Genomic DNA, 13,089 nt, shown 5'->3' with positions numbered 1-13,089 from the left:
GTATAGAGACAGGACTACTGAGTAGCCATGGCGGGACAGAAGATCCGCATCCGGCTCAAGGCCTACGACCACGAGGTCATCGACTCCTCGGCGAAGAAGATCGTCGAGACGGTGACCCGCACTGGTGCGTCGGTCGCGGGCCCGGTGCCGCTGCCCACTGAGAAGAACGTGTACTGCGTCATCAAGTCGCCGCACAAGTACAAGGACTCGCGCGAGCACTTCGAGATGCGCACGCACAAGCGCCTGATCGACATTCTCGACCCCACCCCCAAGACCGTTGACTCTCTGATGCGACTCGACCTCCCGGCCGGTGTCGACATCGAGATCAAGCTCTGAGGGTCGGTGAGCTGAGAATGGCTAAGCAGATCAAGGGCATCCTGGGCGAGAAGCTCGGCATGACGCAGGTGTGGGACGCGAACAACCGCGTCGTTCCGGTCACCGTCGTCAAGGCCGGCCCCAACGTCGTCACCCAGGTCCGTACGAACGACAGCGACGGCTACGAGTCGGTCCAGATCGCCTTCGGCGAGATCGACCCGCGCAAGGTGAACAAGCCCCTCAAGGGCCACTTCGCCAAGGCCGACGTCACCCCCCGTCGCCACCTCGTCGAGATCCGCACCGCGGACGCCTCCGAGTACACGCTGGGCCAGGAGATCACCGCTGAGGTGTTCGAGGCCGGCGTGAAGGTCGACGTGACCGGCAAGAGCAAGGGCAAGGGCTTCGCCGGTGTCATGAAGCGTCACAACTTCAAGGGCCTCGGCGCCGGTCACGGCACCCAGCGCAAGCACCGCTCGCCCGGTTCCATCGGTGGCTGCGCCACCCCGGGCCGCGTGTTCAAGGGCCTCCGCATGGCGGGTCGCATGGGCAACGAGCGTGTCACCACCCAGAACCTGACCGTCCACGCCGTTGACGCGGAGAAGGGTCTGCTGCTCATCAAGGGCGCGGTTCCCGGTCCGAACGGCGGCCTCGTCCTGGTCCGCACCGCGGCCAAGGGGGCCTGAGGTAACCGATGAGCACTGTTGACATCCTTTCGCCTGCCGGCGAGAAGACCGGTTCCGTCGAGCTCCCTGCGGAGATCTTCGGCGTGGAGAAGGTCAGCATCCCGCTGATCCACCAGGTCGTCGTCGCGCAGAACGCGGCTGCCCGCCAGGGCACGCACAAGACGAAGACCCGTGGCGAGGTCCGTGGTGGCGGCAAGAAGCCGTACCGCCAGAAGGGCACCGGCCGCGCCCGTCAGGGCTCGACCCGTGCGCCGCAGTTCGCCGGCGGTGGCGTCGTCCACGGCCCGCAGCCGCGTGACTACTCGCAGCGGACCCCGAAGAAGATGAAGGCTGCCGCCCTGCGTCACGCCCTCACCGACCGGGCCCGCCACAACCGCATCCACGTCGTCACCGGCGTGATCGAGGGCGAGACCCCCTCCACGAAGGCCGCCAAGACGCTGTTCGGCAAGATCTCGGAGCGCAAGAACCTGCTCCTGGTCGTCGACCGCGCCGACGAGGCCGCGTGGCTGTCCGCCCGCAACCTGCCCCAGGTCCACATCCTGGAGCCGGGCCAGCTGAACACGTACGACGTGATCGTCTCGGACGACGTGGTCTTCACCCAGGCCGCTCTCGAGTCCTTCGTCGCCGGCCCGAAGGCCAACGACACCGAAGGGAGCGAGGCCTGATGGCTACGCGTCACCCGAGCATTGCCTCCAAGGCGGCCAAGGCCGCCAAGGCCGCGCGCGTCGCCAAGGCGCGTCGCCACGCCACCGAGGGCAAGAACACCGTCGAGACGCCGCTGAGCAAGTCGTACACGGACCCCCGTGACGTCCTGCTGAAGCCGGTCGTGTCGGAGAAGAGCTACGCGCTCCTGGACGAGAACAAGTACACGTTCATCGTCGACCCGAACGCCAACAAGACCCAGATCAAGCAGGCCGTCCAGGCGGTCTTCTCGGTCAAGGTCACCGGGGTCAACACGATCAACCGCATCGGCAAGCGCAAGCGGACCCGCACCGGCTTCGGCCAGCGTGCGGCCACCAAGCGCGCGATCGTGACCCTCGCCGAGGGCGACCGTATCGACATCTTCGGCGGTCCGACCGCCTGAGGGCGGTCCGGATCGTCCGATATCGGACGAGGACTGAGAAATGGGAATCCGCAAGTACAAGCCGACTACGCCGGGCCGTCGTGGTTCCAGCGTCGCCGACTTCGTCGAGGTCACGCGGTCCACGCCGGAGAAGTCGTTGGTCCGCCCCCTGCACAGCAAGGGTGGCCGTAACAACTCCGGTCGTGTGACCGTCCGCCACCAGGGTGGTGGCCACAAGCGCGCCTACCGCGTGATCGACTTCCGTCGTCACGACAAGGACGGCGTGCCGGCGAAGGTCGCGCACATCGAGTACGACCCCAACCGCACCGCGCGCATCGCGCTGCTCCACTACGCGGACGGCGAGAAGCGCTACATCCTGGCGCCGAAGGGCCTGAACCAGGGCGACCGGATCGAGAACGGTCCCGGCGCCGACATCAAGCCCGGCAACAACCTGGCGCTGCGCAACATCCCGGTCGGTACGACGATCCACTCCGTGGAGCTTCGTCCGGGCGGTGGCGCCAAGTTCGCCCGCTCCGCCGGTGCCTCGGTGCAGCTGCTCGCGAAGGAGGGCACGATGGCCCACCTCCGCATGCCGTCCGGTGAGATCCGCCTGGTCGACCAGCGCTGCCGCGCCACGGTCGGCGAGGTCGGCAACGCCGAGCAGAGCAACATCAACTGGGGCAAGGCCGGCCGCAAGCGCTGGCTGGGCGTCCGCCCGACCGTTCGCGGTGTGGCGATGAACCCGGTTGACCACCCCCACGGTGGTGGTGAGGGCAAGACCTCCGGTGGTCGCCACCCGGTCAGCCCCTGGGGTCAGAAGGAAGGTCGTACTCGTTCGCCCAAGAAGGCGTCGAACAAGTACATCGTCCGCCGCCGCAAGACGAACAAGAAGCGCTAGGAGCGGGTTTAGATGCCGCGCAGTCTCAAGAAGGGGCCCTTCGTCGACGAGCACCTCGCCAAGAAGGTGGATGCTCAGAACGAAGCCGGTTCCAAGAACGTCATCAAGACCTGGTCCCGTCGCTCGATGATCGTCCCGGCCATGCTCGGCCACACGATCGCGGTGCACAACGGCAAGACCCACATCCCGGTGTTCGTCACCGAGTCGATGGTCGGCCACAAGCTCGGCGAGTTCTCGCCGACGCGCACCTTCCGGGGCCACGTCAAGGACGACCGGAAGTCGAAGCGCCGCTAGTAGCGGATCGCATTCAGACACGTAAGTAACTGAGAGGGACAACCATGGAAGCCAGGGCCCAGGCGCGGTACATCCGCGTTACGCCCATGAAGGCCCGCCGCGTGGTGGACCTTATCCGTGGCATGGACGCCACGGAGGCTCAGGCTGTTCTGCGATTCGCTCCGCAGGCAGCCTCCGTGCCCGTCGGCAAGGTGCTCGACAGCGCCATCGCCAACGCCGCGCACAACTACGACCACACCGACGCCGACAGCCTCTTCATCTCCGAGGCGTACGTCGACGAGGGCCCGACCCTGAAGCGGTTCCGTCCGCGCGCCCAGGGCCGTGCCTACCGGATCCGCAAGCGGACCAGCCACATCACCGTGGTCGTCAGCAGCAAGGAAGGAACCCGGTAATGGGCCAGAAGGTTAACCCGCATGGGTTCCGGCTCGGTGTCACCACGGACTTCAAGTCCCGGTGGTACGCCGACAAGCTGTACAAGGACTACGTCAAGGAAGACGTCGCCATCCGTCGGATGATGACGTCCGGCATGGAGCGCGCCGGCATCTCGAAGGTGGAGATCGAGCGCACCCGTGACCGTGTGCGTGTGGACATCCACACCGCTCGTCCGGGCATCGTCATCGGCCGCCGTGGCGCCGAGGCCGACCGCATCCGCGGTGACCTCGAGAAGCTCACGGGCAAGCAGGTCCAGCTGAACATCCTCGAGGTCAAGAACCCCGAGACGGACGCTCAGCTGGTTGCTCAGGCCGTCGCCGAGCAGCTCTCCTCCCGCGTCTCCTTCCGCCGCGCCATGCGTAAGAGCATGCAGTCGGCGATGAAGGCCGGCGCCAAGGGCATCAAGATCCAGTGCGGTGGCCGCCTCGGTGGCGCCGAGATGTCCCGCTCGGAGTTCTACCGCGAGGGCCGTGTGCCCCTGCACACGCTCCGCGCGAACGTGGACTACGGCTTCTTCGAGGCCAAGACGACCTTCGGCCGCATCGGTGTGAAGGTCTGGATCTACAAGGGCGACGTCAAGAACATCGCCGAGGTCCGCGCCGAGAACGCCGCTGCCCGTGCGGGTAACCGCCCGGCGCGCGGCGGTGCCGACCGCCCGGCCCGTGGTGGCCGCGGTGGCGAGCGGCGCGGTCGCAAGCCGCAGCAGGCTGCAGGCTCCGAGGCCCCCAAGGCCGAGGCTCCCGCTGCCGCTCCGGCTGCTGAGAGCACCGGAACGGAGGCCTGACCGTCATGCTGATCCCCCGTAGGGTCAAGCACCGCAAGCAGCACCACCCGGGACGCAGCGGCGCTGCCAAGGGCGGCACGCAGGTTGCGTTCGGCGAGTACGGCATCCAGGCGCTCACCCCGGCGTACGTGACGAACCGTCAGATCGAGGCCGCTCGTATCGCCATGACGCGTCACATCAAGCGTGGTGGCAAGGTCTGGATCAACATCTACCCGGACCGTCCCCTCACCAAGAAGCCTGCCGAGACCCGCATGGGTTCCGGTAAGGGTTCGCCGGAGTGGTGGATCGCCAACGTCAAGCCCGGACGCGTGATGTTCGAGCTGTCGTACCCCAACGAGAAGATTGCGCGTGAGGCCCTGACTCGTGCGGCGCACAAGCTGCCGATGAAGTGCCGGATCGTCAAGCGCGAGGCAGGTGAAGCGTGATGTCGGCCGGTACCAAGGCGTCCGAGCTGCGCGAGCTGGGCAACGAGGAGCTTCTGGCGAAGCTCCGCGAGGCCAAGGAAGAGCTGTTCAACCTCCGCTTCCAGGCGGCGACCGGTCAGCTCGAGAACCACGGTCGGCTCAAGGCCGTCCGTAAGGACATCGCGCGGATCTACACCCTGATGCGTGAGCGCGAGCTGGGCATCGAGACGGTGGAGAGCGCCTGATGAGTGAGAGCAACGTGACTGAGCAGACTGCAGAGGCCCGCGGCTTCCGCAAGACCCGTGAGGGTCTCGTCGTCAGCGACAAGATGGACAAGACCGTCGTCGTCGCCGTCGAGGACCGCGTCAAGCACGCGCTGTACGGCAAGGTCATCCGCCGTACCAACAAGCTCAAGGCGCACGACGAGCAGAACGCCGCGGGTGTCGGCGACCGTGTCCTCCTCGCGGAGACCCGGCCGCTGTCCGCCACGAAGCGGTGGCGCGTCGTCGAGATCCTCGAGAAGGCCAAGTAATTTCCTGCGGGGATCATCCCGCAGGACAGTTCCGCCAGGCTCCAACCGGGCTGAGCAATCAGCCCGGTTGGGGAACCGGCAGACAAACAGGAGATAGACGTGATCCAGCAGGAGTCGCGACTGCGCGTCGCCGACAACACTGGTGCGAAGGAAATCCTTTGCATCCGTGTGCTCGGTGGCTCCGGTCGCCGCTACGCGGGCATCGGTGACGTCATCGTCGCCACCGTCAAGGACGCGATCCCCGGTGGCAACGTGAAGAAGGGTGACGTCGTCAAGGCCGTCATCGTTCGCACCGTCAAGGAGCGCCGCCGTCCGGACGGCTCGTACATCCGCTTCGACGAGAACGCCGCCGTCATTCTGAAGAACGACGGCGACCCTCGCGGCACCCGCATCTTCGGCCCGGTGGGGCGTGAGCTGCGCGAGAAGAAGTTCATGAAGATCATCTCGCTGGCTCCGGAGGTGCTGTAAGCATGAAGATCAAGAAGGGCGACCTGGTCCAGGTCATCACCGGCAAGGACAAGGGCAAGCAGGGCAAGGTCATTGCCGCTTACCCGCGCGACGAGCGCGTCCTGGTCGAGGGTGTCAACCGGGTCAAGAAGCACACCAAGGCCGGTCCGACCGCTCGCGGTTCGCAGGCCGGTGGCATCGTCACGACCGAGGCGCCGATCCACGTCTCCAACGTCCAGCTGGTCGTTGAGAAGGACGGCAACAAGGTCGTCACGCGTGTCGGTTACCGCTTCGACGACGAGGGCAACAAGATCCGCGTTGCCAAGCGGACGGGTGAGGACATCTGATGGCTACCACCACCACTCCGCGTCTCAAGACGAAGTACCGCGAGGAGATCGCGGGCAAGCTGCGTGACGAGTTCAAGTACGAGAACGTCATGCAGATCCCCGGCCTCGTCAAGATCGTGGTCAACATGGGTGTGGGCGACGCCGCCCGCGACTCCAAGCTGATCGAGGGCGCCATCCGCGACCTCACCACGATCACCGGTCAGAAGCCGGCCGTCACCAAGGCCCGCAAGTCCATCGCGCAGTTCAAGCTGCGTGAGGGCCAGCCGATCGGTGCCCACGTCACGCTCCGTGGCGACCGCATGTGGGAGTTCCTGGACCGCACCCTGTCGCTCGCGCTCCCGCGCATCCGCGACTTCCGTGGTCTGTCCCCCAAGCAGTTCGACGGCCGTGGCAACTACACCTTCGGTCTCACCGAGCAGGTCATGTTCCACGAGATCGACCAGGACAAGATCGACCGTACCCGGGGTATGGACATCACCGTGGTGACCACGGCGACCAACGACGCTGAGGGCCGCGCCCTCCTTCGTCACCTCGGCTTCCCCTTCAAGGAGGCGTGAGCGAGATGGCGAAGAAGGCTCTGATCGCGAAGGCTGCTCGCAAGCCCAAGTTCGGCGTGCGTGGCTACACGCGCTGCCAGCGCTGCGGCCGTCCCCACTCCGTGTACCGCAAGTTCGGCCTGTGCCGCGTGTGCCTTCGTGAGATGGCTCACCGTGGCGAGCTGCCGGGCGTGACCAAGAGCTCCTGGTAATCCCCCATTTAGGGATTTCCGGAGGCTCTCGGTAAGCAATGGGCGTGTCAGGCGCCCCTCTCTCCATGGCTTAGGCTTGGGGGGTTGGGCGCCTGACGGTCGCCCGTACGACTTACTACGCCGTAGGTCCACCGCGCCGCACCCGTCCCGTCTCGGATCGGGGAGAGGGATGGCGCACCAGGAAACCCCGGCGAGAGAGGCCGAAGGCCAATTCATGACCATGACTGATCCGATCGCAGACATGCTTACGCGTCTGCGGAACGCGAACTCGGCATACCACGACTCCGTGACGATGCCGGCATCGAAGATCAAGTCGCACATCGCGGAGATCCTCCAGCAGGAGGGCTTCATCACGGGCTGGAAGATCGAGGACGCCGAGGTCGGCAAGAACCTCGTTCTCGAGCTGAAGTTCGGCCCGAACCGTGAGCGCTCCATCGCGGGCATCAAGCGGATCTCCAAGCCCGGTCTCCGGGTGTACGCGAAGTCCACCAACCTGCCCAAGGTCCTCGGTGGCCTCGGCGTGGCGATCATCTCCACGTCGCACGGTCTTCTGACCGACAAGCAGGCCGGCAAGAAGGGCGTGGGTGGGGAAGTCCTCGCCTACGTCTGGTAGCGGAAGGGAACGGAGGAAACAGCTATGTCGCGTATTGGCAAGCTCCCCATCACGGTTCCCGCCGGCGTGGACGTCACCATCGACGGCCGTACGGTCTCGGTCAAGGGCCCCAAGGGCTCGCTGACCCACACCGTTGCCGCGCCGATCGACATCGCCAAGGGTGAGGACGGCGTTCTCAACGTCACCCGCCCCAACGACGAGCGTCAGAACAAGGCCCTGCACGGCCTGTCCCGCACGCTGGTGGCGAACATGATCACCGGCGTGACCCAGGGTTACGTGAAGAAGCTCGAGATCAGCGGTGTCGGTTACCGCGTCACGGCCAAGGGTTCGAACCTCGAGTTCGCTCTCGGCTACAGCCACCCGATCACCGTCGAGGCGCCCGAGGGCATCACCTTCAAGGTGGAGGCCCCCACCCGGTTCTCGGTCGAGGGCATCGACAAGCAGAAGGTCGGCGAGGTTGCGGCCAACATCCGCAAGCTGCGCAAGCCCGACCCGTACAAGGCCAAGGGCGTCAAGTACGAGGGCGAAGTCATCCGCCGCAAGGTCGGAAAGGCGGGTAAGTAAGCCATGGCATACGGACAGAAGATCCTGAAGGGCGACGCCTACAAGCGCGCCGCGATCAAGCGCCGTCACATCCGGATCCGCAAGCGGATCAACGGTACGGCGGAGCGTCCGCGTCTGGTCGTTACCCGCTCCAACCGCCACATCGTGGCCCAGGTGATCGACGACCTCAAGGGGCACACCCTTGCGTCGGCGTCCACCCTGGACACCTCGATCCGCGGTGGCGAGGGCGACAAGTCCGCGCAGGCCAAGCAGGTCGGTGCCCTGGTCGCCGAGCGCGCCAAGGCCGCCGGTGTCGAGGCCGTCGTGTTCGACCGTGGTGGCAACCAGTACGCCGGGCGCATCGCCGCCCTGGCGGACGCCGCCCGCGAAGCCGGGCTCAAGTTCTGAGCCGCTCGTAGCTAGCGGAAAGAGAGAGGTAATCCAATGGCTGGACCCCAGCGCCGCGGTGGCGGTGCCGGTGGCGGCGAGCGGCGGGACCGTAAGGGTCGTGACGGTGGCGCAGCCGCCGCCGAGAAGACCGCTTACGTTGAGCGTGTCGTCGCGATCAACCGTGTCGCCAAGGTTGTGAAGGGTGGTCGTCGCTTCAGCTTCACCGCGCTGGTCGTGGTGGGCGACGGTGACGGCACCGTGGGTGTCGGTTACGGCAAGGCCAAGGAGGTGCCGGCCGCCATCGCCAAGGGTGTTGAGGAGGCCAAGAAGCACTTCTTCAAGGTCCCCCGTATCCAGGGCACCATCCCGCACCCCATCCAGGGTGAGAAGGCTGCCGGCGTCGTGCTGCTCAAGCCCGCGTCCCCCGGTACCGGTGTTATCGCCGGTGGTCCGGTGCGTGCCGTGCTCGAGTGCGCCGGTATCCACGACGTGCTGTCGAAGTCGCTCGGCTCCGACAACGCGATCAACATCGTGCACGCCACCGTGGAGGCCCTGAAGGGTCTGCAGCGTCCCGAGGAGATCGCGGCCCGCCGTGGTCTGCCGCTCGAGGACGTCGCCCCCGCGGCTCTGCTCCGTGCGCGTGCCGGGGCGGGTGTGTGATCATGGCGCAGCTCAAGATCACGCAGGTCAAGTCCTACATCGGCAGCAAGCAGAACCACCGTGACACCCTGCGCTCCCTTGGTCTCAAGGGCATCAACACGCAGGTCGTCAAGGAGGACCGCCCCGAGTTCCGCGGCATGGTGCACACCGTCCGCCACCTCGTGACGGTCGAGGAGGTCGACTGATCATGGCGGAGAACAACCCGCTCAAGATCCACAACCTCCGTCCCGCCCCGGGCGCCAAGACCGCCAAGACCCGTGTCGGTCGTGGTGAGGCGTCGAAGGGTAAGACGGCCGGTCGTGGTACCAAGGGTACGAAGGCCCGTTACCAGGTTCCGGAGCGCTTCGAGGGTGGGCAGATGCCCCTCCACATGCGTCTTCCGAAGCTGAAGGGCTTCAAGAACCCGTTCAAGACCGAGTTCCAGGTCGTGAACCTCGACAAGCTGGCCGCGCTCTACCCCGAGGGTGGCGAGGTCACCGTCGAGGGTCTGGTGGCCAAGGGTGCCGTTCGCAAGAACAGCCTCGTCAAGGTCCTCGGCCAGGGCGAGATCTCCGTGGCGCTGCAGGTGACGGTCGACGCCGTCTCCGGCTCCGCCAAGGAGAAGATCACCGCCGCCGGCGGCACCGTCACCGAGCTCGTCTGACCCGTTCAGGCGTCTCGATGACTTGAGCGATCCCGACCGGGGATATCCCACAAAGGGGTATCCCCGGTTGGTCGTTCCACGGGGAGCTGTGCCGCCGGTAAGGTAGCCAGCACTGTTCTTTTTTTGTATCCGTCGAACCTCAAGACCGTCACCCTTGACGCAGTTGCGCGGGGGTCGCAGGAGGCACCGTGCTCACCGCGTTCGCCCGGGCGTTCAGGACGCCCGACCTGCGCAAGAAACTGCTCTTCACGCTCGCCATCATCGTGGTGTACCGGGTCGGTACCCACATCCCGATCCCCGGTGTCAACTACACGGCTGTCCAGGAGTGTGTGGACCAGGCGTCCGGCAACCAGGGCCTGTTCGGTCTGGTCAACATGTTCAGCGGCGGCGCGCTGCTGCAGATCACGATCTTCGCGCTGGGCATCATGCCGTACATCACGGCGAGCATCATTCTGCAGCTGCTGACCGTGGTGATCCCGCGCCTCGAAGCCCTCAAGAAGGAGGGCCAGGCCGGTACGGCGAAGATCACGCAGTACACCCGCTACCTGACCGTGGCGCTCGCCATCCTGCAGGGCACCGGCCTGGTGGCCACCGCCCGCAGCGGCGCGCTCTTCTCCGGCTGCACGGTGGCCTCGAGCATCGTCCCGGACCAGGCGATCTTCACCACCATCACCATGGTCATCTGCATGACCGCCGGTACGGCCGTCGTGATGTGGCTCGGCGAGCTCATCACCGACCGCGGCATCGGCAACGGCATGTCGATCCTGATGTTCATCTCGATCGCCGCGACCTTCCCGTCCGCGCTGTGGGCGATCAAGAAGCAGGGCACCCTCGCCGGCGGCTGGATCGAGTTCGGCACCGTCATCGCCGTCGGTCTGGTCATGGTCGGTCTGGTCGTCTTCGTCGAGCAGGCCCAGCGCAGGATCCCCGTTCAGTACGCGAAGCGCATGATCGGCCGCCGGTCCTACGGCGGTACGTCGACCTACATCCCGTTGAAGGTCAACCAGGCGGGTGTGATTCCCGTCATCTTCGCGTCGTCGCTGCTCTACATCCCGGCACTGATCGCTCAGTTCTCCGGGAGCAAGGCCGGCTGGAAGACCTGGGTCGAGCAGAACCTGACCAAGGGTGATCACCCGATTTACCTGGTCAGCTACTTCTTGCTGATCGTTTTCTTCGCGTTCTTCTACGTGGCGATCTCCTTCAACCCCGAAGAAGTCGCCGACAACATGAAGAAGTATGGTGGCTTCATCCCGGGCATCCGGGCTGGCCGACCGACCGCTGAGTACCTCAGCTACGTACTCAACCGGATCACCTGGCCGGGTTCGCTGTATCTGGGTCTGATCGCTCTCGTACCAACGATGGCGTTGGTCGGGTTCGGGGCAACCGGTAACTTCCCCTTCGGCGGGACGAGCATCCTGATCATCGTGGGTGTCGGTCTCGAGACGGTGAAGCAAATCGAGAGCCAGCTCCAGCAGCGCAATTACGAAGGGTTCCTCCGCTGATGCGAATCGTCCTCGTCGGGCCGCCCGGTGCTGGAAAGGGCACCCAGGCCACGCGCCTTGCCGGGAAGCTGTCGATCCCGCACATCTCCACGGGCGACCTGTTCCGCGCCAACATCAGCCAGCAGACGGAGCTCGGGAAACTCGCGAAGTCCTACATGGACGCCGGCAACCTCGTCCCCGACGAGGTCACCATCGCGATGGCGAAGGACCGCATGGAACAGCCGGACGCCGAGGGCGGCTTCCTGCTGGACGGTTTCCCGCGCAATGTCTCGCAGGCCGAGGCGCTCGACGAGCTGCTCAAGACCGAGGGCATCAAGCTGGACGCGGTACTCGACCTCGAGGTCCCCGAGGAAGAGGTCGTGAAGCGGATCGCCGGCCGGCGTATCTGCCGCAACGACTCGGCGCACGTCTTCCACGTGACGTACAGCCCGGCGAAGAAGGAAGGCGTCTGCGACGTCTGCGGCGGTGAGCTGTACCAGCGCGACGACGACTCCGAGGAGACCGTCCGCACCCGGCTCGAGGTCTACCACACGCAGACCGAGCCGATCATCGACTACTACAAGGCGCAGGGCCTGGTCGTCACGATCTCGTCCCTGGGCCCGGTGGACGAGGTAACACAGCGGGCCCTCGAGGCCCTCAAGCGCGAGGACGACGGCAAGTAGCCGTCCAGTCAGTTACGGCCGTGGCACCCGCAGGGGAGTCACGGCCGTACTGTTGTACAGGTAACCGGTTGACGTGAGTGACGGAGAGCGCAGGCCCCCATGGTGCAGATCAAGAGCCCCGAGCAGATCGCCAAGATGCGTGAGGCGGGGCTGGTCGTCGCCGCGATCCACGCGGCGACCCGTGAGGCGGCGGTGCCCGGAGCCACCACCAAGGACCTGGACGAGGTCGCCCGCAAGGTCCTCGCCGAGCACAACGCCAAGCCCAACTTCCTTGGCTACGGCGGCTTTCCGGCCACGATCTGCACTTCCGTCAACGAGGTCGTCGTTCACGGCATCCCCTCCGACGACGTCGTCCTGAAGGACGGCGACGTCATCTCCATCGACTGCGGCGCGATCATCGACGGCTGGCACGGTGACGCGGCGTACACCGCCTTCGTCGGCTCCGGCCACGCCCCCGACCTGATCGAACTCTCCCGGGTCACCGAGGAGTCGATGTGGGCGGGCATCGCGGCGATGAAGCAGGGCAACCGTCTGGTCGACGTCTCCCGTGCCATCGAGACGTACATCCGCCGCCAGCCGAAGCCCGGCGGCGGCAAGTACGGGATCATCGAGGACTACGGCGGCCACGGCATCGGCACCGAGATGCACATGGACCCGCACCTGCTGAACTACGTCGACCGCCGCCGCGGCAAGGGCCCCAAGCTGGTCCCCGGCTTCTGCCTCGCGATCGAGCCGATGGTCTCCCTGGGCACCCCCAAGACCGAGGTCCTCTCCGACGACTGGACGGTCATCACCACGGACGGCACATGGTCCTCCCACTGGGAGCACTCCGTCGCACTGACCGAGCAGGGCCCCCTGGTCCTGACGGCCCCGGACGGCGGCAGGGCGAAGCTGGCGGAGCACGGGATTGCGGCGGCGCCGGATCCGCTGGCGTGATGGACCTGGGTCACCACCGTCGGTCGGAGGCCGGCGCAGCCGCTCGGAGCTTGTGAGGCGCTCCCGGCGCCGAGCCCGCGAGAGCGGTGTCAAGGAGCGGACGGCGGCAGGGCGAAGCTGGCGGAGCACGGGATTGCGGCGGCGCCGGATCCGCTGGCGTGATGGACCTGGGTCACCACCGTCGGTCGGAGGC

The 13,089-nt window shown here is 66.1% G+C and carries 24 protein-coding genes; all 24 read left to right on the top strand.

Going from position 1 to position 13,089, the window contains the following annotated elements; all coding sequences use genetic code 11:
- Positions 1-27 precede the first annotated feature (27 nt).
- The 24 genes from rpsJ (at position 28) to map (ending at position 12,896) form a co-directional block, all read left to right on the top strand.
- The gene (gene rpsJ, locus ABZ880_RS21250) at positions 28-336 is read left to right on the top strand and encodes a 30S ribosomal protein S10 (protein WP_003948644.1); all 309 of its coding nucleotides are present in this window, start codon (positions 28-30) and stop codon (positions 334-336) included.
- Between the two features lie 17 nt (positions 337-353).
- A complete protein-coding gene (gene rplC / locus ABZ880_RS21245; protein ID WP_232031828.1) occupies positions 354-998 on the top strand; it encodes a 50S ribosomal protein L3 in 645 nt (214 codons plus the stop codon).
- Between the two features lie 8 nt (positions 999-1,006).
- Positions 1,007-1,663 (top strand): 50S ribosomal protein L4, encoded by a 657-nt coding sequence (gene rplD, locus ABZ880_RS21240; protein ID WP_030930525.1) that lies wholly within the window; start codon positions 1,007-1,009, stop codon positions 1,661-1,663.
- Positions 1,663-2,082 (top strand): 50S ribosomal protein L23, encoded by a 420-nt coding sequence (gene rplW / locus ABZ880_RS21235; RefSeq protein WP_361265030.1) that lies wholly within the window; start codon positions 1,663-1,665, stop codon positions 2,080-2,082. Before rplD ends, rplW begins: the two co-directional genes overlap by 1 nt.
- 40 nt (positions 2,083-2,122) lie before the next feature.
- Entirely contained in the window at positions 2,123-2,959 is an 837-nt protein-coding gene (gene rplB / locus ABZ880_RS21230; RefSeq protein WP_361265027.1) for a 50S ribosomal protein L2, read from the top strand.
- Positions 2,960-2,971: 12 nt separating this feature from the next.
- The gene (gene rpsS, locus ABZ880_RS21225; protein ID WP_030930516.1) at positions 2,972-3,253 is read left to right on the top strand and encodes a 30S ribosomal protein S19; all 282 of its coding nucleotides are present in this window, start codon (positions 2,972-2,974) and stop codon (positions 3,251-3,253) included.
- Between the two features lie 44 nt (positions 3,254-3,297).
- Positions 3,298-3,645, top strand: coding sequence for a 50S ribosomal protein L22 (gene rplV / locus ABZ880_RS21220; protein ID WP_003974262.1), 348 nt, complete (start codon positions 3,298-3,300; stop codon positions 3,643-3,645).
- A complete protein-coding gene (gene rpsC / locus ABZ880_RS21215; protein ID WP_361265024.1) occupies positions 3,645-4,469 on the top strand; it encodes a 30S ribosomal protein S3 in 825 nt (274 codons plus the stop codon). Before rplV ends, rpsC begins: the two co-directional genes overlap by 1 nt.
- A gap of 5 nt (positions 4,470-4,474) precedes the next feature.
- Complete coding sequence (gene rplP / locus ABZ880_RS21210) at positions 4,475-4,894, top strand: 50S ribosomal protein L16 (protein WP_266958985.1); 420 nt, start codon at positions 4,475-4,477, stop codon at positions 4,892-4,894.
- The gene (rpmC, locus tag ABZ880_RS21205; protein WP_003974259.1) at positions 4,894-5,118 is read left to right on the top strand and encodes a 50S ribosomal protein L29; all 225 of its coding nucleotides are present in this window, start codon (positions 4,894-4,896) and stop codon (positions 5,116-5,118) included. The genes rplP and rpmC overlap by 1 nt, the downstream gene beginning before the upstream one ends.
- On the top strand, positions 5,118-5,405 hold the full coding sequence (gene rpsQ, locus ABZ880_RS21200; protein ID WP_007384073.1) for a 30S ribosomal protein S17: 288 nt from the start codon (positions 5,118-5,120) through the stop codon (positions 5,403-5,405). Before rpmC ends, rpsQ begins: the two co-directional genes overlap by 1 nt.
- A gap of 99 nt (positions 5,406-5,504) precedes the next feature.
- A complete protein-coding gene (gene rplN / locus ABZ880_RS21195; RefSeq protein WP_003998823.1) occupies positions 5,505-5,873 on the top strand; it encodes a 50S ribosomal protein L14 in 369 nt (122 codons plus the stop codon).
- Between the two features lie 2 nt (positions 5,874-5,875).
- Positions 5,876-6,199: a 50S ribosomal protein L24 gene (rplX, locus tag ABZ880_RS21190; RefSeq protein WP_053674523.1), complete on the top strand. Its 324-nt coding sequence runs from the start codon at positions 5,876-5,878 to the stop codon at positions 6,197-6,199.
- A complete protein-coding gene (gene rplE / locus ABZ880_RS21185; protein WP_020135807.1) occupies positions 6,199-6,756 on the top strand; it encodes a 50S ribosomal protein L5 in 558 nt (185 codons plus the stop codon). Before rplX ends, rplE begins: the two co-directional genes overlap by 1 nt.
- 5 nt (positions 6,757-6,761) lie before the next feature.
- Entirely contained in the window at positions 6,762-6,947 is a 186-nt protein-coding gene (locus tag ABZ880_RS21180) for a type Z 30S ribosomal protein S14 (RefSeq protein ID WP_003948630.1), read from the top strand.
- Between the two features lie 214 nt (positions 6,948-7,161).
- Positions 7,162-7,560, top strand: a complete 399-nt coding sequence (rpsH, locus tag ABZ880_RS21175; protein ID WP_007494756.1) for a 30S ribosomal protein S8 — start codon at positions 7,162-7,164, stop codon at positions 7,558-7,560.
- Between the two features lie 24 nt (positions 7,561-7,584).
- Complete coding sequence (rplF, locus tag ABZ880_RS21170) at positions 7,585-8,124, top strand: 50S ribosomal protein L6 (RefSeq protein WP_269661073.1); 540 nt, start codon at positions 7,585-7,587, stop codon at positions 8,122-8,124.
- A 3-nt stretch (positions 8,125-8,127) separates the two neighbouring features.
- A complete protein-coding gene (rplR, locus tag ABZ880_RS21165) occupies positions 8,128-8,511 on the top strand; it encodes a 50S ribosomal protein L18 (protein ID WP_071364959.1) in 384 nt (127 codons plus the stop codon).
- 36 nt (positions 8,512-8,547) lie between these two features.
- A complete protein-coding gene (rpsE, locus tag ABZ880_RS21160; protein WP_004984517.1) occupies positions 8,548-9,153 on the top strand; it encodes a 30S ribosomal protein S5 in 606 nt (201 codons plus the stop codon).
- Between the two features lie 2 nt (positions 9,154-9,155).
- Positions 9,156-9,338 carry a 50S ribosomal protein L30 gene (rpmD, locus tag ABZ880_RS21155; protein ID WP_003974250.1) on the top strand — a complete coding sequence of 61 codons (183 nt, stop codon included), beginning with the start codon at positions 9,156-9,158 and terminating at the stop codon, positions 9,336-9,338.
- A 2-nt stretch (positions 9,339-9,340) separates the two neighbouring features.
- Positions 9,341-9,796 carry a 50S ribosomal protein L15 gene (gene rplO, locus ABZ880_RS21150; protein WP_003974249.1) on the top strand — a complete coding sequence of 152 codons (456 nt, stop codon included), beginning with the start codon at positions 9,341-9,343 and terminating at the stop codon, positions 9,794-9,796.
- A gap of 188 nt (positions 9,797-9,984) precedes the next feature.
- Positions 9,985-11,298, top strand: coding sequence for a preprotein translocase subunit SecY (secY, locus tag ABZ880_RS21145; RefSeq protein ID WP_361265017.1), 1,314 nt, complete (start codon positions 9,985-9,987; stop codon positions 11,296-11,298).
- A complete protein-coding gene (locus ABZ880_RS21140; RefSeq protein WP_361265014.1) occupies positions 11,298-11,960 on the top strand; it encodes an adenylate kinase in 663 nt (220 codons plus the stop codon). The genes secY and ABZ880_RS21140 overlap by 1 nt, the downstream gene beginning before the upstream one ends.
- Positions 11,961-12,059: 99 nt before the next feature.
- Positions 12,060-12,896: a type I methionyl aminopeptidase gene (map, locus tag ABZ880_RS21135; RefSeq protein ID WP_361265011.1), complete on the top strand. Its 837-nt coding sequence runs from the start codon at positions 12,060-12,062 to the stop codon at positions 12,894-12,896.
- Positions 12,897-13,089: the final 193 nt, after the last annotated feature.

This window comes from Streptomyces sp. NPDC047043, assembly GCF_040644055.1.
In the GTDB taxonomy this organism is placed as follows: Bacteria; Actinomycetota; Actinomycetes; order Streptomycetales; family Streptomycetaceae; genus Streptomyces.
The sequence above is the reverse complement of the archived record's forward strand: the minus strand, read 5'-3'. Positions and strand labels throughout refer to the sequence as shown.